This is a genomic window from Pandoraea sp. E26 (assembly GCF_000681415.1).
Taxonomy (GTDB): Bacteria; Pseudomonadota; Gammaproteobacteria; order Burkholderiales; family Burkholderiaceae; genus Pandoraea; species Pandoraea pnomenusa.
The window spans coordinates 23962-46799 of sequence record NZ_AYXJ01000018.1; the positions used below are offsets into that span (position 1 = coordinate 23962).

Consider the following 22838-nt stretch of genomic DNA (forward strand, 5'->3'; position numbering starts at 1 on the left):
TTCAGATCGACGGCGCGCTGTCGTCCGCGCTGCGAGCAAGCGCCCGACGCGCCGCCGCGTCCGCCCGCTCGCTCAACTCCTCGATACGATGCCGTGCGCGCGGCGCCCAATAGTCCGGCACGATAAATCCCCGGTCGCATTCGAACCAGTCCCCCGCGTCCGTGCGGCGTGTCAACGCAACGATCAGCAACGGTTCGGCCACGCCGCGCTCGCGCCAGTGCGCCTCGATGCGCGCATGCATTGCCGCCAGCGTGAAGGCGTGCGCGTCGTCGACGCGCGCCGGGGCGAGCCATCGCGCGCGCGGCAGCATCGCCCATGCGCGCTCACCGCGGGCGTCTGACTGGACCACCGGGACAGGGAACGCTGTCTGCGCGCTGGCCCACCATTCCTCCAGCGTCGCCCACCAGCCCTGCCCATGCGTTTCCGCAACCACTTGCGGCAATCGCCCCCGCTGAGCGAGCGGATGGAACAACCACCCCTTGAGATAGACCTGAGGCAACCACGGGCCGACGGCGGGCAAGGCACTGCGCGCGGCGTCGAGCGTGGTCAGCCGAAGTTGATGCTCGAGCAGGCGCGCCACTTTGTCGGCGAGGCTGTCGGCCAGATTCGGCCCGAGCCAGTGAAACTGTACGTCGCGCTCGCCGAGCGTCGCGGGCGCATCCGCAGGTGGAACGAACAGGTACAGCTTCACCGCCAGTTCCCAATGGAGCAACTGACGGTCCGCGCGTCGCATCAGCAGGAAGTCGCATTCGCCCAGCGTCATGTTGCCTCGCCGGGCGTCGCGTACCTGCAGGCCCGCGGCGAGCAGATCGAAGTGAGGACTGTGCAGCAACGCGAAGTGCAGCAGTTGCTCCGCGTAGCGCCCCAAGCGGTGACTCTCGCCACGCGACAGGAACTCGCGCAGCGGCGCGGGATTCGCATCGCACGCAAGTAGCCAGTCGTGCAGCGCACGGGAATGCAAGACGGATTCGCCGGTACCGCATTGGCCGGACCGGCCGGACCGGCCCGATTCGCTGGACCGACTGAGCACGGCCGCTGGGAGCGGTGGCGCCGAAGACAATGCGGGTGACGCAGATGACGAGGGCGATGGCGGCGCCGATGGGGACGAAACAGTTTCGGCCGCCCGCATGCCATCGAAATGGGCGAGCGGTGCCGGGAAACGGGCAGCGCTCAGCAGATCGGCGGACAACAGCAGCCACGCGAGGTCGCGCACGGGCGCCTCGCGCAACGCTTCAATCAGTTCGCCGTAGGCGTGTTGGCCGGAGTCGATTTGCACACCGCCTCGTAGGTCGCCCGCGCCAGGCACCAATCCGTCCAGGCCTTGGCCTTGTCGGGCAGGCTGCGTAACAGATAGGCCGGATGGTACGTCACGATCACCGGCACCCCTTCGTACTCATGCACACGTCCGCGCAAGCTGGCGATGCTCGCCTGGGTACGCAGAATACTCTGCACCGCGAAGCGCCCCATGACCACGATCACCCGGGGCCTAAGCAGCGCGACCTGACGCTTCAGGTAAGGCTCGCAGCTCGCGACTTCGTTGGGTTCGGGATCGCGATTGTTGGGTGGGCGGCACTTGAGCACGTTGGCGATGTAGACGTTCTCGCCACGCTGCAACGTCACTGCGCGCAGCATGTTGTCGAGCAGCTTGCCCGCCTGACCGACAAAGGGCTCGCCCTGCAGATCCTCCTGCTGCCCCGGCGCCTCGCCGATGAGCAGCCAGTCGGCCTCGCGATCGCCCACACCGAAGACCGTTTGCGTACGCTTCTCGCACAACCCGCAAAGGCGGCAATCCGCCACGCGTCCGGCGAGCGCGTCCCAGTCGAGCGCTTCCACGCCCGGCAGGGCCGCACGCGCCGGCGTCGCACCCTCGCCCGCATCGCGCATGATCGACCAGAGTGCGGCATCGGCGGCGGCATCGCCGTCCCCGTTGCCCTCGCTGTCGAGCCACATGGGAATGTCGTCCGGCGGCGCGTCTGCGGTGCGCCGGCCGGTGCTGCGCGAGGTCGGCGCCGGTTCGTCCCGCACAGGCGCCACAGGTCTGCCGGCTACCGCAGGATCGCGCTCGGGTCGGACCGCCCGGCGCGCCGCCTCGGGGGCTTGCGACGTCGCCAAGTCCCAGGGCGGCATATCGTCCGCCGCAGCATCGTCTCGTGCCGCCACCGGCTCGGCGAGCGTCGCCACATCAGTGTCGCCGGCCATCGTCGAGCGGGCTTCGGCTTGCGCAGCGGCCCGGGCCGCGGCGTCATGCGACATCCACACCGGCCACAGCCCGAACTCTTCCAGAATCGCTTTAGGCCACGGCACGGTCGGTCTCCCAAGTCAGGCGCATCACGATGGCGTCTTCGCGACGCCCACTCGCCGGATAGTATCCCTTGCGCCGGCCGATCTGCTCGAAGCCGAAACGCTCGTAAATGCGCAACGCGCGCACATTGGACGGCCGCACTTCCAACAGCACGCCGCCCATGCCCTGTGCGCGCGACACACGCACCACCTCCTCGAGCAACTGCACGCCAAGCCCATTGCCCTGCATCTCCGGTACCACACAGACATTGAGCAAATGCGACTCATCCACCACGGGCATCAGGAGGAAGTAGCCGAGCAGCGTGCCATCCACGGCGCGCAGGCAAACTCCCTGATGCCCCGCGTCGAGCGAGTCCGAAAAGTTCTGACGCGTCCAGGGAAACGGATAGGCGCGCACCTCGACGGCGACGACCTCGTCGAGATCGGCAAGCGTCATTGGCGAAAAATGGTTCGGGCCGACCTGGCGCATCAGGGCGCCTCCTTGGCGGGCCCATGCGACGCGGCCTGCCGGATGGCTTCACGCTCGGCCGTCGTTTGCGCCACCTTGTTCCGGATGTAGACCGGCATGGCCTGATCGGCGGGAATCGCCTCGCCGCGCGCAAACGCGCGCGCCGCCAGCGTCGCAACGTAACGGGCGCGCGGCATGGCGTCAGCCAGCACCGCCTGAGCCTGCAAAGCGGCCTGGAGCCGTTCGCCGAAGGCGGTCACGGCGTTCCCGGCCACGACAAACTCGGCGTCGGGTGCGCGCACCTGTTCGGCGGCATCGAGCGAGGGCGCCTGAACTTCGCGCCAGTCGCCGGCATCGACGTCCCACGCGTAATCGGCCCAGTAGGCCTCGTTCATGCGCGCATCCAGCGCAACGAGCACGCGCCGGGTGTCGACGCGCAGCGCGCGCGCCGCCTCGGCGCAGGCCAGCAGCGTGCCGACCGGCACCACCGGCAATGCCGCGCCAAACGCCAACCCCTGCGCAACGCCGCACGCGGTACGCAGCCCGGTAAACGAGCCCGGACCGGCGCCGAAGGCGATCGCATCGCACTCGGCGAGCGTCACGCCGGCCTCACGCAGCACGTCGCGCGCGGCGGGCAGGATATGCGTACTGGAAACGGGGCCGGTATCGAGGTGGCGCTCGACCATCAGGGCGGGCACCCCACCGGCAGGATCGTGGCGATACACGGCGACCGAGCAGAATTCGGTCGAGGTATCGAGGGCAAGAAGCGTAATCGAAGACATGGCGTTATTGTAATCGGGCCTGCAGCGCGCCACCTAGTGGGATCGAGAGCGAACGCCGCTGTACCCCGAGCCGTCGCCGACCGACCCGTCGCGCGCGGGCACCGCGGACAGGCATTTCACTCGGTGCAAATCCGAACGTGCACTTTTCCAAAAAGACAGGTATAATGCGCGCTTCGCCTCGCAAGGATCTATGCATTTTCCTTCAGGCGACGAAAAACCGCGTTTTGCCCCAATCCTGTGATAAGCCATTGTAGTTTTTGCCGGTACTGGCGTTCCTGAGGAACGACCCGCCGCCGTCCCCTCCCTGGCTTACGATACGGATTTCGATCCGCTTTCTGCCCCATCCGCGATTTGCTTCCTGCTTGCGACGAATTGGGTTTGCCGATTGGCGCCAACGCCCCGACACAACCCATCCATCCGCAAGAGGATACATGGAACAGACTTCCAAGCGGTCTGCGCTCGCGCAGACGTACTTCCCTTCGTCCGAAGAAAATGCTGACGCCATCGTCGAGACGGCAACCGCCGGCGAAAACGACGGTCAGCCCACGTTCGCCGAACTCGGCCTGAACCCGGCCATCCTGAGCGCGCTTGCCACCGCCGGCTACAGCCACCCGACGCCCGTGCAGCAGCGCGCGATTCCGGCCGCGCTCGCCGGACGCGATCTGCTCGTATCGAGCCCGACCGGCTCCGGCAAGACGGCGGCGTTCATGCTGCCGGCGATCCATCGCTTTGCCGAAATGCAGGCGAGCGGCGAGCTGAACAACCGTGCGCCGGCCGCGCATCCGCGCAATCAGCCGGCCGCACCGGGCGAGAAGCCCCGCAAGGGCCAGCGCGTGCGCCGCGTGGCCGCCCAGCCGCTGCTGCTCGTGCTCACGCCGACGCGCGAACTCGCACAACAGGTCTCGACCGCCGCCGATACGTATGGCAAGCAACTGCGCCGCCTGCGCACGGTGAGCATTCTGGGCGGCATGCCCTACCCGCGTCAGCTCGAAATGCTGGCCAAGCAGCCCGAGATCATCGTGGCCACGCCGGGCCGCCTGCTCGATCACATCTCCAGCGGCAAGATCGACCTGTCGCAACTGATGATGCTCGTGCTCGACGAAGCCGACCGCATGCTCGACATGGGCTTCATCGACGATATCCAGACCATCGTCGACGCCACGCCCGAAACGCGCCAGACGCTGCTCTTCTCGGCAACGATCGATGGCCGCATGGGCGAAATCACGCGTCGCCTGCTGCGCGATCCGGAAACCATCGAAATCACGCGCGGCAGCGAGCAACGTACCAATGCCAACATCGAGCAAACGCTGCACTACGTGGACGACCGCGCCCACAAGGACCGTCTGCTCACACACCTGCTCGGCAACGACGCCCTGGATCAGGCCATCGTGTTTACGTCGACCAAGCGCGACGCCGACCTGCTGGCCGACCAACTCGAGCAGGCCGGCTTCGACAGCGCGGCACTGCACGGCGACATGCCGCAAGGCGTGCGCAACCGCACGCTGCGCGCCCTGCGCGAGCGTCGCGTTCGCGTGCTGGTCGCCACCGACGTGGCCGCGCGCGGCATCGACGTGCCGGGCATCACGCATGTGTTCAACTACGATCTGCCGAAGTTCGCGGAAGACTACGTTCACCGTATCGGCCGCACCGGCCGCGCCGGGCGTCGCGGTGTGGCCGTGAGCCTCGCCGCACACGCCGAAATCGGCGCAGTGCGCCGCATCGAGCGCTACACGCGCGAGCCGTTGCCGGTCAACGTGGTTGCAGGCTTTGAGCCGCGTCGCTCGCCCCCCAAGGCGGGCGCGGGCGGCAAGCGTCCGGGGCCGGGCCGTGGCGGTCCGCGTCATGGTCAGGGCAACGGCGGTGGCCGCTGGAGCAACAACGGCCCGCGCCAGGGCAATGGCGGCGGTTACCAAGGCGGCCAGCGCTTCGGCGGCAACAAGCCGGCGGGCAGCCCGTTCGAGCGTCGCGAAAGCAATGGCTTCCACGGCGGCTATCAGCAGAACGAAGGTGCCAACGGCTTCTCGAACGGCAGCGCCACCGACCGCTTCGAGCGCCGCGCGCCGCGCCCGTTCGAGGGCAACCGTCAGGACCGCGGCAACCGCAGCTTCGATGGCGCACGCCAGGATCGTGGCTACGGCAATCGCGGCAATGGCGGCGGCTTCGGCAATCGCGGCAACGGTGGCGGCTTCGGCAAGCGCCGCGGCGACTGAGCCAACGGGTAGCCCTCAGGACGTGCAGCCGCGCGTCCTCGCCAGGACACACCGAACCCCGGTATCGACGTCAAATGTCGGTACCGGGGTTTTGTTTTGGACCGTCCGTCACGCGCACTGCGATTCGCGAACCGCAAGCCGATCAGGTCGCGGCGAACCGGTCAGTCGCTTCGATGAGCCAATGCAGGACGGTAGGCTCGCTGAATGCGTGTCCGGCGTCGGCGGCCCAGAAAAAATCGGCCTCGGGCCAGGCCTTGTGCAACTCCCAGGCCGTGCGCGCGGGCGTTGCCACGTCATAACGGCCCTGCACGATCACACCCGGCACGTCGCGCAGCACTGGCGCGCCGCCGATCAGTTGATTGGGCTTGAGAAAGCCGTCGTGCACGAAGTAATGATTCTCGATGCGAGCAAATGCGATGGCATAGTGCGGATCTCCGAACGCTTCGGCGAGATGGTCATCCGGCAGCAACGTAATGGTGCTGCCCTCCCACAAGCTCCATGCGCGGGCCGCCTCGATTCGCACGGCCGCGTCGGGACTCGTGAGGCGCTTGCGATAGGCGCGCATCAGGTCGCCGCGCTCCTCCAGCGGAATCGGCGCGAGAAACTTCTCCCATCGGTCCGGGAACAGCCACGACGCGCCTTTCTGGTAGTACCACTGCAACTCCTCGCGACGCACCGTGAAAACGCCTCGCACGACCAGTTCGCTGACCCGTTCAACGTGCGTTTGCGCATAGGCCAGCGCCAGCGTGCTGCCCCAGGACCCGCCGAAGACGAGCCACCGGTCGTAACCGAATTTCGTTCGCAACCGCTCGATATCGTCGACGAGGTCCCACGTCGTGTTGTAATCGAGACTCGCATGCGGGGTCGAACGCCCGCAACCGCGCTGATCGAAAAGCGTGACGCAATACTTCGTCGGGTCGAAGAGTCGTCGGTGCTCCGGCGAGCAGCCGCCGCCCGGACCGCCGTGCAGGAACACCGCGGGCTTGCCGAGCGGATTCCCGCACCGTTCCCAATAGATGCTGTGTCCGTTGCCGACGTCGAGCATGCCATGCTCATAGGGCTCGATAGGCGGGTACAACTCCCGCAATACCGAAGGGAGTGTCTCGATCACCTTGCCGGGACCGCGCGGCTTGCGCGCAGCGTGCGGCGCCAACGCATGCGCATCGGTGCGTGTGCTGCCCGGGGCGTCATCGGGAAAATCGGCTGGCATCGGCATCCTCGAAAGAACCTGTCACTACAGGTTGAGTGTAGCGCGGCGCCTCAAACAAGACAAAGCAGGCCCAAAATGAAATGGGACGATGTCGCCATCGTCCCATTCGGGATACCCGCAGGCGCCCCGCCACCGTCGTGGCCACCCCGGGTATGCCGGACCGCTTTCAGGGTCAGACTTCTTCGTAAAGCGGCAACGTGAGGAAGTCGACGAAGTCCGCACTGGTGCTCATCTGCTCGAAGATGACGGCGGCGCGATCATACGTCGGCGCGACCTGCCCGACCAGTGCCTTCACATTGGCCAGCTCCTGGGGAATCAGTTCTCGCACCAGTTCGGCGGTGACCTTGCGGCCGTCCTCGAGCTTGCCCTTCGGCGAGCGAATCCATTGCCACACCTGCGAGCGCGAAATCTCGGCCGTGGCCGCGTCTTCCATCAGGTTGTGAATCGGCACGCAGCCGTTGCCCGCGAGCCAGGCGCCAAGATAGTGGATGCCAACGTTGATGTTGTTGCGCAGGCCCGCTTCGGTAATCGGCGCTTCGGGCTTGAACTCCAGCAACTCACGCCCCTTGACCGTCACGTCATCGCGCTGCTTGTCGATCTGATTCGGACGATCCCCAAGCACCTTCACGAACTCTTCCATTGCGACCGGCACGAGACCCGGATGCGCCACCCATCCACCGTCGTAGCCGTCGGTCGCATCGCGCGCCTTGTCCGCGCGAATGCCCGCCATTGCCCGTTCGTTGGCCTGCGGATCGTTCTTGATCGGGATCAATGCGCTCATGCCCCCAATGGCCGGCGCGTTGCGGCGATGGCAGGTCTTGAGCAGCAGCAACGCGTAGGCGCGCATGAATGGCACGGTCATGTTGATGCGGCTGCGGTCGGCCAGACAGAAATCGGCATCGACCTTGAACTTCTTGATGCACGAGAAAATGTAGTCCCAACGCCCGGCGTTCAGGCCGGAGCTGTGCTCGCGCAGTTCATACAGAATCTCGTCCATTTCGAATGCGGCGAGTATGGTCTCGACGAGCACCGTCGCCTTGATCGTTCCCTGCGCCACGCCCAGCGCATTCTGCGCGAGGACGAAGACATCGTTCCAGAGGCGCGCCTCGAGATGGCTTTCGAGCTTCGGCAGATAGTAGTACGGACCGAATCCTCGCTCGAGCGACGCCTTGGCGTTGTGAAAAAAATGCAAACCGAAATCGAACAGGCTGCCCGACATGCGCTCGCCATCCACGCTCACGTGCTTCTCGTCGAGATGCCAGCCGCGCGGGCGAACGATCAGCGTGGCGACCTTGTCGTTGAGCCGGTACTGCTTGCCGTTCTGCTCCAGGCTGATGGTTCCGCGCACGGCGTCGCGCACGTTGATGTGGCCCTGCATCTGGTTGTGCCAGTTCGGCGCATTCGAGTCCTCGAAGTCGGTCATGTAGCTGTCCGCCCCCGAGTTCAGCGCATTGATGATCATCTTGCGCTCGACCGGTCCGGTGATCTCCACGCGGCGGCATTGCAGCGCCTGCGGCAGCGGTGCAATGCGCCAGTCGCCGTCGCGAATGGGCTGCGTCGCCGGCAGGAAGTCGGGCACCTCGCCCGCGTCGAGCCGCGCAGCGCGTGCGACGCGCTCGGCGAGCAAGGCCCGGCGCCGCGGCTCGAACGTACGGTGCAGATTGGCGATGAAGGCGAGCGCCTCGGGGGTCAGGATCGCCTCGTAATCGGGGTGAATATCGGCAGCATCGACATGCAGTTGCATGCCGGGGGGCAGGCTAAGGGACATCGGGAATCTCCAGCTATCTTGATTTATGTAGGGGAGCACGCCGCAAGGAACAACGTCAGGGGCTTTGCACGAGGCCTCACACCACACGGGATATCAGGCGCGCGCTCCCGTCAATGCCTCGACGAAACGCTGCAAGTCGCGCATGTCGCGCCCCATCCCTTGCGGCGTGACGCCGAGTTGTTCGACCGGCAGCCCGGCACGATTGACCCAGAACGTCGGGTAACCGAACCAGGTGGCACCGGCCACGTCCCAGCCGTTGCTGGAGACGAAAACGATGGCGCCGGCGCTCACGCCGAACGCGTCGGGGCCAAGTTGGTAGGCTTCGGGGGCCGTCTTGAATTTGCGCACGGCGTCGACCGACAGCACATGGTCGAACAGCTCCAGGATGCCGCCACTCTTGAGGCCCACATCGAGCATGCGCGGATCGCCATTGGATAGCACCCCCAGACCGAGCCCCATCGCGCGCAGCGAGCGCAGCACGGGCGGGTTTTCCGGGAACACCGACAGGCAGGTGTACTCGTCCATCAAGCGCTTTTCCGCCACCGGCGAAAGCGTGAGATTCAGTCGGGCGGCCGCGTAGCGAAGCGCGTCGGCGGTAATGTCCCAGAACGGCCGATAGCGCTCGCCGCGCGGGCCCGAGAGCGAGCGCAGTTGCGTGTACTCGATCTGTTTCACGCGCCACAGGTCAGCGAGCGCCGCCCCGTGACCGGGGAACTGCTGCTCGGCGGCCGCAGCGACGGAATACACGTCAAAGAGCGTGCCGTACGCGTCGAAGATCACTGCCTGAATGCGGGAGGCCATATGCCGGTTCCTGGGGAATACTGGGTATTACGCAAACATGCTTGCCATTGCGATTCGATTGTATTATTGATATTGGCCAGCATAAAAGAACGCATTAATCACTTTATCTGTGACTTTTTAGTACATAATCGGCTACATGGATCGCTTCAAACAGATCGAGACGTTTGTCGCCGTGGCGGCCAAGGGGGGCCTGTCGGCCGCCGCCGCGCTCGAGGGCGTGGCGCCGGCCGTGATCGGACGTCGCATCGACGCGCTCGAATCGCGTCTGGGCGTCAAGCTGCTCGTGCGCACCACACGCCGCGTGACACTCACGTTCGAGGGCTCGGCGTTTCTCGAGGACTGTCAACGGATCCTCAACGACATGCACAATGCCGAAGCCGCCGTGTCGGCAGGCGGCGTCAAGGCCAGTGGACATTTGCGGCTGTCGGCGCCCGCCGGATTCGGGCGGCGGCACGTCGCACCGCTACTGCCGGTGTTCATCGAAACGCACCGGGACGTCAGCGTCACGCTCGATCTCTCGGATCGTCTGGTCGATCTGGTGAACGAAGGCTTCGACTGCGCCATCCGACTGGGCGAATTGCCCGATTCGAGCCTCGTGTCGTTACGCCTCGGCGAGAACCGGCGGGTGTGCGTGGCTTCGCCCAGCTACCTTGCGCGACACGGTCGCCCCGCGTCGCTCGACGAGCTCGCCCACCACAATTGCCTCGCGTTCGGATCGACCGCCAACCAACAGCGCGGCTGGACCTTCTCGCAGGACGGCAAGGTCGTGACCATCCGCGTGAACGGCAACATGGAGTGTACGGACGGTGCCGTGCTGCACGATTGGTGTCTGGACGGTTACGGGCTCGCGTGGCGCTCGTGGTGGGAGGTGGGCGACGACATCCGCGCCGGACGACTCGTCACGGTGCTGGACGCCTTCGCCGCCCCGCCCATCGGCATTCACGCCGTATTCGCGCAGCGCCGCCATCTGCCGTTGCGCGTCAGGTTGTTCATCGACCATCTCAAGCATCACTACAGTAGCCCCGCCTACTGGCGGGACGACTCGGCATAAGGTTCGCAATTCGCGCGCGGCGATCATGGGCGCGTGTCGATCGGACACGTCCGGTGGCGGGAACGTCGGCGGCGTGGGCGTCGTCTTATGGGCAGACGGGGTAACGGCCTCGAGGCGACGGCGGATGGCGGCTGGCGGATGGCGGATGGCGGGTGGCGCAACGTCCACGGTATCGAATTCGCGGGTTTCGCACGCACTGGGGGCGCGCCGGGTGCCGCCGCGCCCGGGTTTGGGCTTTACTGGAGACGGCGGCGGCGCATTGGCGGCACGCCATCGGGTTTGCACCCGTTGTTGCGTCGCGCCAAAGCCATAGAATCGAAGCGAAGGATCCGCGGACGATGCGCGGGAATCGGCATCGAGAACTCCGAAACAGCGTGCCGGACGCGAGACCGCGATATCCGCGCGAGCCTGTGAACGCTTGTTCAGCAACGCCAACTGAGGGAGGTCATATGCTGTTTACCCACATCCTCATTCCGACCGACGGCTCGGAGCTATCCGAGAAGGCCGTGACCGGCGGACTCGAACTGGCACGTGCACTGGGCGCGAGAGTGACCGGCTATTGCTGCCTCGCGGAGTATCCCTACTCGCCGTTCAGCGAATATGTGCTCGAAGCGCCAGCCACGTTCAGCGAGCGCATTGCCGAAGAGGCGTGCGCGCACCTGGACAAACTGGCCGAGGCGGCGGCGGCGGCGGGCGTGCCGTTCGACCGTTGCAGTTCCACCTTTCCGGCGCCCTATCTGGGCATCATCGATGCGGCGGAGCGTCATGGGTGCGACGTCATTCTCATGGCCTCGCACGGACGGCGCGGACTGACCAGCCTGTTGCTCGGCAGCGAGACGCAACGGGTGCTCGTGCACTCGAAGATTCCGGTGCTGGTTTACCGGTGAGGCGACGGCCCGTTGAGGCCATGGCGCAGGCTCGCCGGCTCGGCGAAAGTGCATGAAAAAAGGCCCGCGAGCGGGATAAGCTCACGGGCCTTTTCTCGTTCAGGCGTGCTTTGCAGCCCTGACTGCGACGGGACCGCAGTGCGGGCCGCCCCGGCCGGATAGGCCGGACGCGCGGTCATGGCGCGGTGTCGTTCCGGGTTCGGCGATGTGCCCCCACGCCCATCGCCGCTCACGGGCGCACCGCGCCCTCCCTCAGCCCTGTCAGGCTGCCTTGACCTGCGCCTTCTTCTCGTCGAAGAACTGTTCGTCCTCCGTCGAACCCTTCAGGGCCGTGGTCGATGCGTCGCGCTCGATCGTTTGCGTGACGGCATCGAAGTAGCCCGTACCCACCTCGCGCTGGTGCTTGACTGCCGTGAAGCCCTTGTCGGCAGCAGCGAATTCGGCTTCCTGCAACTCCACGAAGGCGCTCATCTGACGACGGGCGTAGCCGTGTGCCAGGTTGAACATCGAGTAGTTCAGGCTGTGGAAGCCGGCCAGCGTGATGAACTGGAACTTGTAGCCCATGGCGCCGAGTTCCTTCTGGAACTTGGCGATGGTGGCGTCGTCGAGGTTCTTCTTCCAGTTGAACGACGGCGAGCAGTTGTACGAAAGCATCTTGCCCGGGAAGTGCTTGTGAATGCCCTCGGCGAACTGCTTGGCGAATTCGAGATCCGGCTTGCCGGTTTCGCACCACACCAGATCGGCGTACGGCGCATAGGCCAGACCGCGGGCGATGGCCTGGTCGAGACCGTTGCGGGTGCGGTAGAAGCCTTCGACCGTGCGCTCGCCGGTGCAGAACGGCTGGTCGAGCGGATCGACGTCCGCGGTGATCAGGTCGGCGGCTTCAGCATCGGTACGGGCGATCAGCACCGTCGGCACGCCGAGCACGTCGGCGGCCAGGCGCGCGGCGACCAGCTTGGCCACGGCCTCGCGCGTCGGCACCAGTACCTTGCCGCCCATGTGGCCGCACTTCTTCACCGAAGCGAGCTGGTCTTCGAAGTGCACGCCACCGGCGCCCGCCTCGATCATTGCCTTCATCAGTTCGAAGGCGTTGAGCACGCCGCCGAAGCCGGCTTCGGCATCGGCCACGATCGGCGCGAAGTAATCGATGTAGCCCTCGTCGCCCGGGTTCTTGCCTTCCGACCACTGAATCTGGTCAGCGCGCGTGAAGGTGTTGTTGATGCGGCGCACGACCTGCGGCACCGAGTTGGCCGGGTACAGCGACTGGTCGGGGTACATCTCGCCCGCGAGGTTGGCGTCGCCCGCCACCTGCCAGCCTGACAGATAGATGGCCTTCAGGCCGGCCTTGACCTGCTGCATGGCCTGGTTGCCGGTCAGAGCGCCCAGAGCGTTCACGAACGGCTCGTCGTTGATCATGCTCCACAGGCGCTCCGCACCGCGGCGGGCAAGCGTTTGTTCCGGCTGGATCGACCCGCGCAGACGCACCACGTCCTCGGCCGAGTAGCCACGCTTGATGCCCTTCCAGCGCGGGTTGTTCGCCCAGTCCTGCTCGAGTTGCTTCACTTGCTCTTGACGGGTCGTCATGATGATCTCTCCTGGTTTCTCGATACAAATAAAAGGGGGGTGACGCTTGCTGCCGGATCGTCTCTGGGACGCCAGTGACCGCTTTCGGCGTGTCCTGATCGGCAGGTCTTGTATAAGAGTTTAGGGATTTCTCATGCGACGCAACAGAAGGAATTGCGGGATAGAACAATATTTTTTATCAAATAAAATCATATAGATAGCAAAATATTTTCTTAATATGAAACGATATTTCCCTTCCTGAAATCATCACTTTGTGCCAAGCAGCGCAAATTTTTACGCACCGCAAAGGCATTCCGCATCATGAAAAAAGCCGGTCGTGCGCACGACCGGCCCTTGGGAAAGCGATAGGATGCGATGGCGACGCCCGGCGCCTCGCTAGGAGGGAGCGCGCTGCGTCGACGCAACGGCTCTAGGGGGTTTGCAGACGAGCCACACGGCCAGCGCGATGAAACAACCGCCGACGAGGTGGGCCAGCGTGACGGCTTCGTTCAGGAAGAGCGCTCCCCAGAGCACGCCGAACGGCGGTATCAGGAACGTGACCGTGAGCGAGCGCAACGGGCCGAGATCGGCGATCAGACGAAAGTACAACATGTAGGCGATGGCGCTGCAGAGGAAGCCGAGCGCCGCCACCGCGGCCCAGACGCCGCCCGTGGCCTGTCCCGGCATGCCGGAGGTGACCGACACGTAGCCGAAGAACGGCAGCAGCACGAGCGCCGCCCCCAACTGACTGCCGAACGCGACCAGCTTCGCGTCGAGACCGCCTCGCTCGGTGATCCAGCGGCGCGTGAGATAGCCCGCAAGGCCGTAGCACGATGTGGCCACCAGGCACGCCAACGCCCCCATCGCGACCGGCCCCGACATCGTGACCGGTCCCGTGCGCGTGAGCACTGCCACGCCGGCCAGCCCGACCAGCACGCCCAGCGCCTTCGCCCCGGTGAGCCGGTCGTGAAAGCACATGGCGCCGATCACCACGCCCATCAGCGGCGTGGTGGCGTTGAGAATGGCGGAGTAGCCGGCTGGCAGCACGCGCGCCGCGAGGCAGTACATGACGAAGGGGATGCCCGAATTGATCACACCCAGCAGCATCGAGGCGCCGAGCAGGCCCTTGAACGCCCAGCGCACCCGCAGCGCGAGCAGAATCACCGCCAACCCGACGGCGCCCAGCGCCACGCGAAGAAATGCCGTGGGCAGCGGCCCCAGCGCCGGCACGATGATCCGCATGAACAGGAAGCTCGCCCCCCAGATGGCGGAAAGCGACAGTAAACGGGCAATGTCTGACGAACGCATGATCGGGAAGACGGCGCATGCGGCCGTCGCGAGGAATGGGAACGGCTGCATCGTCCCATATCGCCGCGCCCCCTGCTGGTCAAATTCGGACATGGAGATGCGTGCCGCATGCGCCCCGCGAGCCGGCTACGACGACGGTGTCTCGTTCAAGCCGTTCCGGGTCGGTTCGGACGCGCCGGCCGCACCTGACATCCCTGACGCGTCCGACGCGTCGCGTGCGCGGCGGTAAGCCACCCAGTCGCCGCCGTCGATACGGGGCAACCGGACGACCGCCGATTCGCTGACCGGGTACACAATGCATGCATAGGTCTTGCCGGCGCACTCGACGTCGCGACGTTCGCGCACGAACAGGCCGGACTCGCCCGGATACACTTCCTCGATTTCGTCGAGCACGGGAATGAGCGCCGCCGGTATGCGGTACACATCGCCGACGACGCGGCTCGCGCCGCGCTCGTCGGCACGCGGGAACACCATGCCGGGGTAGGCGCCGAAATCGTAGAGACGGCCCCCCAGCGAAGTCGTACCGACGAGCGTCGGCGCGGCAATGCCGTGGCGCGCCGCGGCCAGACGCATGTCGTTGATTTCGCCCGCGCGCAGCGTGCCATATACGAACGCGTAGCACGCGCCGTCGCGTGCCGTCTCGTGACCGCCGTCCTCGTTCGTCTCGTCGATCCCGCCGGAGCCGTGCATTGCCGCCGTCATTGCCTCATCCTGTTCGGAATTCATCGGCATCAAGCTTACACTTACGGAACCCGAATTGTCGCGCCGACAGCATGCCCAACCTCACGCTCCCGAAGGTCGGGGCGCCCGAGCCGGCGGGTGCCCGATGAAAGCTTCGCCGCCGCGCCCGCCCCTACATCTGCCGGAACAGGTGCGCGTACTGCCGACTGACGGCGACACGGTCCTTGCGGCGCCTGAGCTTGAGCGTGAGGCGCCCCAGCGGCGTATGCTGCGCGCTCACGACTTCGGCCACATTCACCACCGTGCTGCGATGCACCTGCCAGAAGCGCGACGGATCGAGTTGCGGCAATAGCTCGCGCAGACTGGTGCGAATGAGCAGATCGCCGTCGGTCGTCGCCACGACGACGTACTTGTCCGCCGCCTCGAAAAAGCAGACGTCCTCGACCGGCACGATTCGAACCTCGTCCTTCACCGACGCCCGCACGAAGCGCAGGTAATCGCGCCTCTCGCGCGCGACCGTCAGCACCGCCGGCTCGTTGGCCTCCTCCACCTCCGCCGCCACCTCTGTCGCCCCCTGCGCCGTAGCGATACCGTGCACCTCGCCTGGCGCCGCATCGTTCGCCACACCGTCCGCGCGACCGTTCACCGGCAGGGAGCTGACTTGCAGCCGCGTGCGCAATGTCGTCAACAGTTGCGCGAGCGCGCCGTCATCGGGAGCATCAAGCCGGTCACGCAGGCGCGCGACCGTGCGTGCGAGGCGATCGGGTTGCACCGGCTTGAGCAGATAATCGACGGCGGCCGCGTCGAACGCGTCAAGTGCGAACCGGTCGAACGCGGTCACGAACACGATCTGCGGGGGCCGGCTCAGCCGTGCACAGGCGCGTGCCACGTCGAGCCCCGTCGCGCCAGGCATCGCGATGTCGAGAAACACGACTTCGGGCTGATGCTGGACGATGGCGGCAATCGCCGACGTGCCATCCAGCGCGACCGGCAGCACACGCAACTCGGGCCAGGCCTGCGCGAGCATGGCGCGCAGCGCCTCGGCCAGCAGGGGTTCGTCTTCGGCAATCAGGGCGAGGGGGGATGTCATGCACGCCACGCTCCGGGACCAGAAACCTGTGTCGGTGCCCCATCGGCCGGACCGCCGGCGCTCATGGGCAAGCGCAACGTGGCGACAACGCCACGCGGCACGCCTTCGGCAAGTGTCAGACTTGCCGCGTCGCCGTAGCGCACGCGCAGGCGCTCCCGGATATTCATCAACCCCACGCCGTCGGCGCCTGTGTCGGCATGAAAGCCCGCGCCGTCGTCCGCAACGCGGATGACGACGTGTTGCGAATCCTCGCCGGACGCCTCGAGCCATGCCTCGACGTGCACGGCGGCGCCTTCGGGGAGTGGCTCCACGCCGTGCTTGAGCGCATTTTCGACCAGCGGCTGGACGAGCATCGGCGGCACGCGCAGGGCGCGGCAATCGTCGGGCAGGTCGAACGCGTAGCGCAGGCGTTCTCCGAAGCGCACCTGCTGGATGGCGAGCAGCGCGTCGAGCAACACGAATTCGTCGGCCAGCGACGTGACCTCGGCACGCGTGGCCGCCAGCGAAGCCCGCAGGAACCGGTTCAGGTGGGCCAACAGCATGCGCGCACGCGCGGCGTCGCTCGCGATCAACGCGTCCAGATTGGCGAGCACGTTGAACAGGAAATGCGGTTCGAGTTGCGCCTGCAGCGTCTTCAGGCGCGCCAGCACGAGTTGCCGCTCCACCGACGCCTCGCGCAATGCCTGCCGCGCCGCCGCTTCACGCAGTTGCGACAGTCGGGCCCGCGACCAGCCGTGATACGTGCCGATGCCGGTGCCGGCCAGGGCGACCGCCAGCACGATGGACACGGAATGATTGCCCACGGGGCGCCACATCGACATCGGCAGACCGAGCAGCGCCGTGCCCATGCCGACGCCAGCCGCCAGTCCGCCAAGGCAGCCCAACGCCACGAGCACGAGAAACGGCCCCATGGGTGGCACACCCTCGCGCCAGATCACGCGGCGCCCACCGTCCACCAGCGCGGCAATCGAGAGGCCGATGCACTGGCTGAACACGAAGTTTTGCGCAAAGGTCCCGCCAAAGCCGATCAATCGCAGCCCCAGTGCAATGAGGGTGTTGAAGATCATCACGCCGGCGAGTTCGCGCCAGAAGGTCTGCCACAGGCCACGCTTCGCCCGTAGGGGCGCCGCCTGTATGGGCTGAGCGGATTGCGGTTGTCTCATCGTCGGCGTCGCTCTCACGCGTGTGTCCCGTCGATCGTCACGGGCAGCCCCGACCCGACCATCGGTGCACGTCGCGTTTGTTGTCCGGTTCCCGCTGGCTTGTCGGTATTGCTGCAGGTGTCGCTGCTCGTGCCGCTGGCACTGTCCTTGTCTATGATTCGTTCGATCGCCGCGTCGGACACGGCAGAGGTTGCGTGGATGCTTGCCCCGGGTCGACGCGAGCACAGTCCGCACGGGCCTGCGCCAATTTCGCGTCATGGTGCCACAACTGCACGAGCGCACGGTTCAGCAGGCGCCCCGGTACCGCCACGGCGGCCACGCCCGCGATCACCAGCCCGGCGTACAGACCGAGCATGCGTCGCCGATGGCTCGCCACCCGCCCCTGGCGAATCGCCCGCACGGCCAGCACCAGGTTCACCAGCACAAACGACGAGAGGACGTGCAGCCAGGAAAGCTGCATGCCGCCCGATCCGTCGCCCCCACCGACGCCGCCGATGCCACGGATGCCGAAACTCGAGAGCGCCGTCACCGCCATCGCCGCAACCCACAGACGCCCCAGCCATCGGTGTCTCGACGTGCCCCGCCGCATGAACAGGATGCCGATGCCAAGCCCCACCGCCGCCCCTGCGGCGGCCAGATGCATTACCAGAATCGTCTCCATGATGTCCTTGCTGTGATGGGATCATGGTGTGACGATAGGGCGCGGGGTCATCCACCGCATGCGTGGTGCGACGAACGACACCGGCGCGGCGCCAACGGTTGCCGGTCGGCGCGAACGGCACGGCGTTTGCGCCGTCGACGCACGCGGCCGCGTATTGTCGCCGACGATTGTGACACGACGAAAAAATCACCGCGATCGGAAAGGACGTATGCCCAAATGGCAAATCGTTGGCCGAGGGGGCTACCAGTGGATGGTCTTCGCAAAGTCCACGAATGCGCGCAATGGCGACGGCAGGTAGCGGCGGCCCGGATAGTACAGCAACGGACCGGTGAAGCTGGGCCACCAGGGCTCCAGCAACGGGTCCAGTTCGCCGCGGTCGATATAGGGCTGCAGCCATTCCTCGAATAAATAGATCACGCCCGCGCCAGCCACCGCCGAATCAACGGCCAGGTCGGCGGCGGCGCCAAGGTTCACGATCAACGGTCCGTTCGTTTCCACCGTCAACGATTTCCCTTTGCGCGTAAAGTGCCAAGGCGGCATGGCACCACTGGAAAAGCGTCCGCGCAGACAAATATGCTCGCGTAGATCGTTCGGATGGCGCGGTCTGCCGTGTTGCGCGAGATAGCCTGGCGAAGCCGCCAGGGCCATGCGCTGGCGCCGCGGGCCGATGGGGACCGCCACCATGTCCTGATCCATTCCTTCTTCGTATCGGATGCCGGCGTCACAGCCTGACTGCAGCAAATCCACAAAGCGATCTTCCACGATCACCTCAAGACAGATGTCGGGGTACTCAGCGAGGAACTGCGGAACGATGCGCGGCAATACCAGTTTGGAGGCGGCCAATGGAACATTCAGTCGCAAGCGTCCAGCGGGACGGTCGCGAAAGCCATTGACCACGTCCAGCGCCGATTCGACGGCGCTCAGCGCAGGCGTCAGATGTTCCAGCAGGCGCTGGCCCGCATCGGTGGTCGCCACGCTGCGTGTCGTGCGATTGAGAAGTCGCACGCCGAGACGCGACTCCAGCCGGCGCACCGCCTCGCTCAGTTGCGAGGCGCTGGTACCCGAGATACGTGCGGCGCTGCGAAAGCCACCCTGCGTGGCTACGGCTACGAAGGCGGCAATGTCCTGCAAATCGGCCATGGCGATTAGATTGTCTGGAATTTCGCACAAGCTGTCTTATTGCGCGGGATTGTCGCACACCGAGCAAGCTCCTAGACTGCGCTGACATTACCGCTTTGCGCAACCGAGGAGAAACGATGTATCAAGCCAATCAAGCCGGCAGCTACATGCTCGGTGACCTCGAAGTCATCCGCATGGGTTATGGCGCCATGCAGCTGGCGGGCCCACATGTATTCGGCCCCCCTGGGGACCGGCAGCAAGCCATCGCTGTATTGCGTTCGGCGTTGGAGATGGGCGTCAATCACATCGACACCAGCGATTTCTACGGTCCGCATATCACCAACCAGATCATTCGCGAGGCGCTGCATCCCTATCGCGACGATTTGGTGATCGTCACCAAAATTGGCGCACGTCGCGGCACAGATGGCTCGTGGCTGAAGGCGATGTCTCCTGCCGAACTGGAATCTGCGGTGTACGACAATTTGCGCAACCTGGGCGTGGAAGTGCTGGATGTCGTGAACCTACGCCTGATGTTCGACGTGGCGGCACCGGCGGAGGGAGATCTGGAAGCCCCTCTGACAGCGCTTGCGGAGTTAAAGCGCAAGGGTATCGTTCGGCATATTGGCCTGAGCAACGCGACGGCCAATCAGATCGCTCAGGCACGGACCATGACCGATATCGTCTGCGTGCAAAACCAGTACAACCTTGCCCACCGGGGCGACGACCCGCTGGTGGCGCAACTGGCGAGCGCAGGTATTGCCTATGTGCCGTTCTTCCCGCTGGGTGGGTTCTCGCCACTGCAGTCGGCAACGCTTGAGCAGGTAGCTGCCGACTGCGGGGCGACGCCTTTGCAAACGGCTCTGGCGTGGCTACTGCAACGTTCTCCCAATATTCTGCTGATTCCGGGAACCGCGTCGGTTGGCCACCTGCGGCAAAACATCGCTGCCGCAGCCTTGCATTTGTCGTCCGACGCGGTAGCCGCGCTCGACACCATCGGTGGCATTGGCGGCATCGGTGGCATCGGCGCCGCAACTCCGGAGACAGCGTCGCAATGAGGTGGCTGAATCCGTCGAGCGCCGGAACGATAAAAAAACACCCCTGCGAGAGGGGTGTCCTATCAGGTTGACCGCCGGGAGAGCCGATCTCCCGGGCCGACGGCTTATTCCGCTGCCGCCTCCGTCTCGCGGCCGACCTGTGCGGCCGTCTCGCCTTCGAAGGTGAAGCGGCCGTTGCGCCAGTCGACCGGGATCGTATCCTTCGGCCCGAACTTGCCGGCAAGCACCAGCTTGGCGACCGGATTCTCGATCTCCTGCTGGATAGCCCGCTTGAGCGGACGCGCGCCGTACACCGGATCGAAGCCCTCGCGCGCCACATGGGCGAGCGCCGACTTGCTGACCTCCAGGTGCATCTCGAGCTTGGCCAGACGCTGGCGCAGGATCTCGATCTGAATCGTGGCAATCGACTCGATGTGCTTCTGGTCGAGTCCGTGGAACACCACGACTTCGTCGATCCGGTTGAGGAATTCCGGACGGAAGTGCTCCTTGATCTCCGTCCACACGGCATCCTTGATCCGGTCTTGCGGCTCGCCGACCATCGACTGAATCATCGACGACCCGAGGTTCGACGTCATCACGATCACCGTGTTCTTGAAGTCCACCGTACGGCCCTGTCCGTCGGTCATGCGGCCGTCGTCGAGCACCTGCAAGAGCACGTTGAACACGTCCGGGTGCGCCTTTTCGACCTCGTCGAGCAGGATCACGCTGTACGGCTTGCGACGCACGGCCTCGGTCAGATAACCGCCCTCTTCATAGCCGACATAGCCCGGGGGCGCACCGATCAAACGCGCCACGCTGTGCTTCTCCATGAACTCGCTCATGTCGATGCGGATGAGGTGATCTTCCGAATCGAACAGGAACATCGCCAAGGCCTTGCACAGCTCGGTCTTGCCCACGCCGGTCGGCCCGAGGAACAGGAACGACCCGTACGGGCGGTTCGGATCGGCCAGCCCCGCGCGCGAACGACGGATGGCGTCGGCCACGGCGGTAATCGCCTCGTCCTGGCCCACCACGCGCTCGTGCAGCTTGGCTTCCATGTTGAGCAGCTTCTCGCGCTCGCCCTGCATCATCTTCGAGACCGGGATACCCGTGGCACGCGAAACCACTTCGGCGATTTCCTCGGTGCCTACCTGCGTGCGCAGCAGTCGCGGATGCGCCTGTTGGCCCGCGGCCTCGGCCGCATCGGCGTCCTTCAGTTGCGCTTCGAGTTGCGGGAGCTTGCCATATTGCAGCTCCGCCACCTTGTCGAGCTTGCCCTCGCGCTGCAACTTCGCGATCTCGGCGCGCACACGGTCGATCTCTTCCTTGACCTGCGCACTACCCTGCACGGCGGCCTTTTCCGCCGTCCAGACTTCCTCCAGGTCGGCGTACTCGCGCTCCAGGCGCGCGATCTCTTCCTCGATGAGCGCCAGGCGCTTCTGCGAGGCCTCGTCGGTCTCCTTCTTGACGGCCTCGCGCTCGATCTTCAACTGGATGAGACGACGGTCGAGCTTGTCCATCACTTCCGGCTTCGAGTCGATTTCCATCTTGATCTTCGACGCCGCCTCATCGATCAGGTCGATGGCCTTGTCCGGCAGGAACCGGTCGGTGATGTAGCGCTGGCTGAGTTCCGCCGCCGCCACGATGGCCGGGTCGGTGATCTCCACGCCGTGGTGCAGTTCGTACTTTTCCTGCAGACCGCGCAGAATCGCGATCGTTGCCTCGACGCTCGGCTCGTCGACGAGTACTTTCTGGAAGCGGCGCTCCAGCGCGGCATCCTTTTCGATGTACTTGCGATATTCGTCGAGCGTGGTCGCACCGATGCAGTGCAGCTCGCCCCGTGCGAGCGCCGGCTTGAGCATGTTGCCCGCATCCATTGCGCCTTCGGCCTTGCCCGCGCCCACCATCGTGTGAATCTCGTCGATGAACAGGATCGTGCGGCCTTCGTCCTTGGCGATGTCATTGAGCACGGCTTTCAGGCGCTCCTCGAACTCGCCGCGGAACTTGGCGCCGGCGAGCAGCCCCGCCATGTCGAGCGCGAGCACACGCTTGTTCTTGAGCGACTCCGGCACTTCGCCATTGACGATACGCTGCGCCAGGCCCTCCACGATCGCGGTCTTGCCTACGCCCGGCTCACCAATGAGCACCGGGTTGTTCTTGGTGCGACGCTGGAGAATCTGGATTGTGCGGCGAATTTCGTCGTCGCGCCCGATCACCGGATCGAGCTTGCCCTGCGCCGCGCGTTCGGTCAGGTCGAGCGTGTATTTCTTGAGGGCCTCGCGCTGGCCCTCGGCATCCTGGCTATCGACGGACTGACCGCCGCGCACACCCTCGATGGCCGCCTCCAGCGACTTGCGCGTGAGGCCGCGAGCGCGGGCGAGCTTGCCCGTCTCGCCCTTGTCGTCGGCGAGTGCGAGCAGGAACATTTCGCTGGCGATATAGGTGTCGCCATGCTTTTGCGCTTCCTTGTCGGCCTGGTTGAGCAAGCCTGCGAGTTCGCGGCCGACCTGCACGTTGCCGTCGGTGCCCTGCACCTGAGGCAACTTTGCGATGGCCGTCTCGAGGTCGTGCGCCAGCGGCTGGACCTGAACGCCCGCGCGCTGCAGCAGCGAACGCGCCGCCCCCTCGGGTTGAGCGATCAGCGCGGCCAGAAGGTGCAGCGGCTCGATGTATTGCTGGTCGCGACCGACTGCCATGCTTTGGGCATCAGCCAGCGCTTCCAGGAACTGCGTGGTGAATTTGTCTTGTCGCATCTCGTGCT

Annotated in this window: 18 protein-coding genes and 1 pseudogene; 4 read left to right on the forward strand and 15 right to left on the reverse strand. The window is 65.5% G+C overall.

Annotation, left to right across the window (positions count from 1 at the left end):
• Position 1: 1 nt before the first annotated feature.
• Genes W930_RS27275 through tsaB form a run of 4 tightly spaced genes read right to left on the reverse strand, consistent with a single transcriptional unit; the run spans position 2 to position 3531 of the window.
• Positions 2-1276 (reverse strand): DUF1853 family protein, encoded by a 1275-nt coding sequence (locus W930_RS27275; protein ID WP_023874147.1) that lies wholly within the window; start codon positions 1274-1276, stop codon positions 2-4.
• Positions 1237-2304 (reverse strand): uracil-DNA glycosylase family protein, encoded by a 1068-nt coding sequence (locus W930_RS27280; protein ID WP_023874146.1) that lies wholly within the window; start codon positions 2302-2304, stop codon positions 1237-1239. Before W930_RS27280 ends, W930_RS27275 begins: the two co-directional genes overlap by 40 nt.
• Positions 2291-2770: a ribosomal protein S18-alanine N-acetyltransferase gene (gene rimI / locus W930_RS0113195; protein ID WP_023874145.1), complete on the reverse strand. Its 480-nt coding sequence runs from the start codon at positions 2768-2770 to the stop codon at positions 2291-2293. Before rimI ends, W930_RS27280 begins: the two co-directional genes overlap by 14 nt.
• On the reverse strand, positions 2770-3531 hold the full coding sequence (tsaB, locus tag W930_RS0113200; protein WP_023874144.1) for a tRNA (adenosine(37)-N6)-threonylcarbamoyltransferase complex dimerization subunit type 1 TsaB: 762 nt from the start codon (positions 3529-3531) through the stop codon (positions 2770-2772). Before tsaB ends, rimI begins: the two co-directional genes overlap by 1 nt.
• Positions 3532-3962: 431 nt before the next feature.
• Here tsaB and W930_RS27285 point away from each other — a divergent pair, with 431 nt between their 5' ends.
• Entirely contained in the window at positions 3963-5741 is a 1779-nt protein-coding gene (locus W930_RS27285; RefSeq protein WP_023874143.1) for a DEAD/DEAH box helicase, read from the forward strand.
• Positions 5742-5883: 142 nt separating this feature from the next.
• Here the strand turns inward: W930_RS27285 and pip are convergent, their stop codons facing one another.
• The 3 genes from pip to W930_RS0113220 all read right to left on the reverse strand — a co-directional run bounded on the left by pip (position 5884) and on the right by W930_RS0113220 (position 9520).
• Positions 5884-6819 (reverse strand): prolyl aminopeptidase, encoded by a 936-nt coding sequence (gene pip, locus W930_RS0113210; protein ID WP_023874142.1) that lies wholly within the window; start codon positions 6817-6819, stop codon positions 5884-5886.
• A 304-nt stretch (positions 6820-7123) separates the two neighbouring features.
• A complete protein-coding gene (gene aceB, locus W930_RS0113215) occupies positions 7124-8719 on the reverse strand; it encodes a malate synthase A (protein WP_023874141.1) in 1596 nt (531 codons plus the stop codon).
• A 93-nt stretch (positions 8720-8812) separates the two neighbouring features.
• The gene (locus W930_RS0113220; protein WP_024788846.1) at positions 8813-9520 is read right to left on the reverse strand and encodes a haloacid dehalogenase type II; all 708 of its coding nucleotides are present in this window, start codon (positions 9518-9520) and stop codon (positions 8813-8815) included.
• 136 nt (positions 9521-9656) lie between these two features.
• Here W930_RS0113220 and W930_RS0113225 point away from each other — a divergent pair, with 136 nt between their 5' ends.
• On the forward strand, positions 9657-10571 hold the full coding sequence (locus W930_RS0113225; protein ID WP_023874138.1) for a LysR family transcriptional regulator: 915 nt from the start codon (positions 9657-9659) through the stop codon (positions 10569-10571).
• Between the two features lie 452 nt (positions 10572-11023).
• The gene (locus W930_RS0113230) at positions 11024-11458 is read left to right on the forward strand and encodes a universal stress protein (RefSeq protein WP_023874136.1); all 435 of its coding nucleotides are present in this window, start codon (positions 11024-11026) and stop codon (positions 11456-11458) included.
• A 261-nt stretch (positions 11459-11719) separates the two neighbouring features.
• Here W930_RS0113230 and aceA read toward each other — a convergent pair whose 3' ends face one another.
• From aceA to W930_RS0113265, 7 genes and pseudogenes are all read right to left on the reverse strand, one after another.
• Positions 11720-13042 (reverse strand): isocitrate lyase, encoded by a 1323-nt coding sequence (gene aceA, locus W930_RS0113235; RefSeq protein WP_023596279.1) that lies wholly within the window; start codon positions 13040-13042, stop codon positions 11720-11722.
• Between the two features lie 375 nt (positions 13043-13417).
• The gene (locus W930_RS0113240) at positions 13418-14329 is read right to left on the reverse strand and encodes a DMT family transporter (protein ID WP_023874134.1); all 912 of its coding nucleotides are present in this window, start codon (positions 14327-14329) and stop codon (positions 13418-13420) included.
• Between the two features lie 207 nt (positions 14330-14536).
• Positions 14537-15001 (reverse strand): annotated as a pseudogene (locus W930_RS30835) (gamma-glutamylcyclotransferase); the annotation flags it as partial.
• 181 nt (positions 15002-15182) lie between these two features.
• Entirely contained in the window at positions 15183-16100 is a 918-nt protein-coding gene (locus tag W930_RS0113250; RefSeq protein WP_023596282.1) for a LytTR family DNA-binding domain-containing protein, read from the reverse strand.
• Positions 16097-17263, reverse strand: coding sequence for a sensor histidine kinase (locus W930_RS27295; protein ID WP_023596283.1), 1167 nt, complete (start codon positions 17261-17263; stop codon positions 16097-16099). Before W930_RS27295 ends, W930_RS0113250 begins: the two co-directional genes overlap by 4 nt.
• Before the next feature lie 151 nt (positions 17264-17414).
• Positions 17415-17924 carry a DUF2306 domain-containing protein gene (locus W930_RS27300; protein ID WP_023596284.1) on the reverse strand — a complete coding sequence of 170 codons (510 nt, stop codon included), beginning with the start codon at positions 17922-17924 and terminating at the stop codon, positions 17415-17417.
• A 240-nt stretch (positions 17925-18164) separates the two neighbouring features.
• The gene (locus tag W930_RS0113265) at positions 18165-19064 is read right to left on the reverse strand and encodes a LysR substrate-binding domain-containing protein (protein WP_023596285.1); all 900 of its coding nucleotides are present in this window, start codon (positions 19062-19064) and stop codon (positions 18165-18167) included.
• 116 nt (positions 19065-19180) lie between these two features.
• Here W930_RS0113265 and W930_RS0113270 point away from each other — a divergent pair, with 116 nt between their 5' ends.
• The gene (locus tag W930_RS0113270; RefSeq protein ID WP_023874131.1) at positions 19181-20098 is read left to right on the forward strand and encodes an aldo/keto reductase family oxidoreductase; all 918 of its coding nucleotides are present in this window, start codon (positions 19181-19183) and stop codon (positions 20096-20098) included.
• A 104-nt stretch (positions 20099-20202) separates the two neighbouring features.
• Here the strand turns inward: W930_RS0113270 and clpB are convergent, their stop codons facing one another.
• On the reverse strand, positions 20203-22830 hold the full coding sequence (gene clpB / locus W930_RS0113275; protein ID WP_023596287.1) for an ATP-dependent chaperone ClpB: 2628 nt from the start codon (positions 22828-22830) through the stop codon (positions 20203-20205).
• Between the last annotated feature and the right edge of the window lie 8 nt (positions 22831-22838).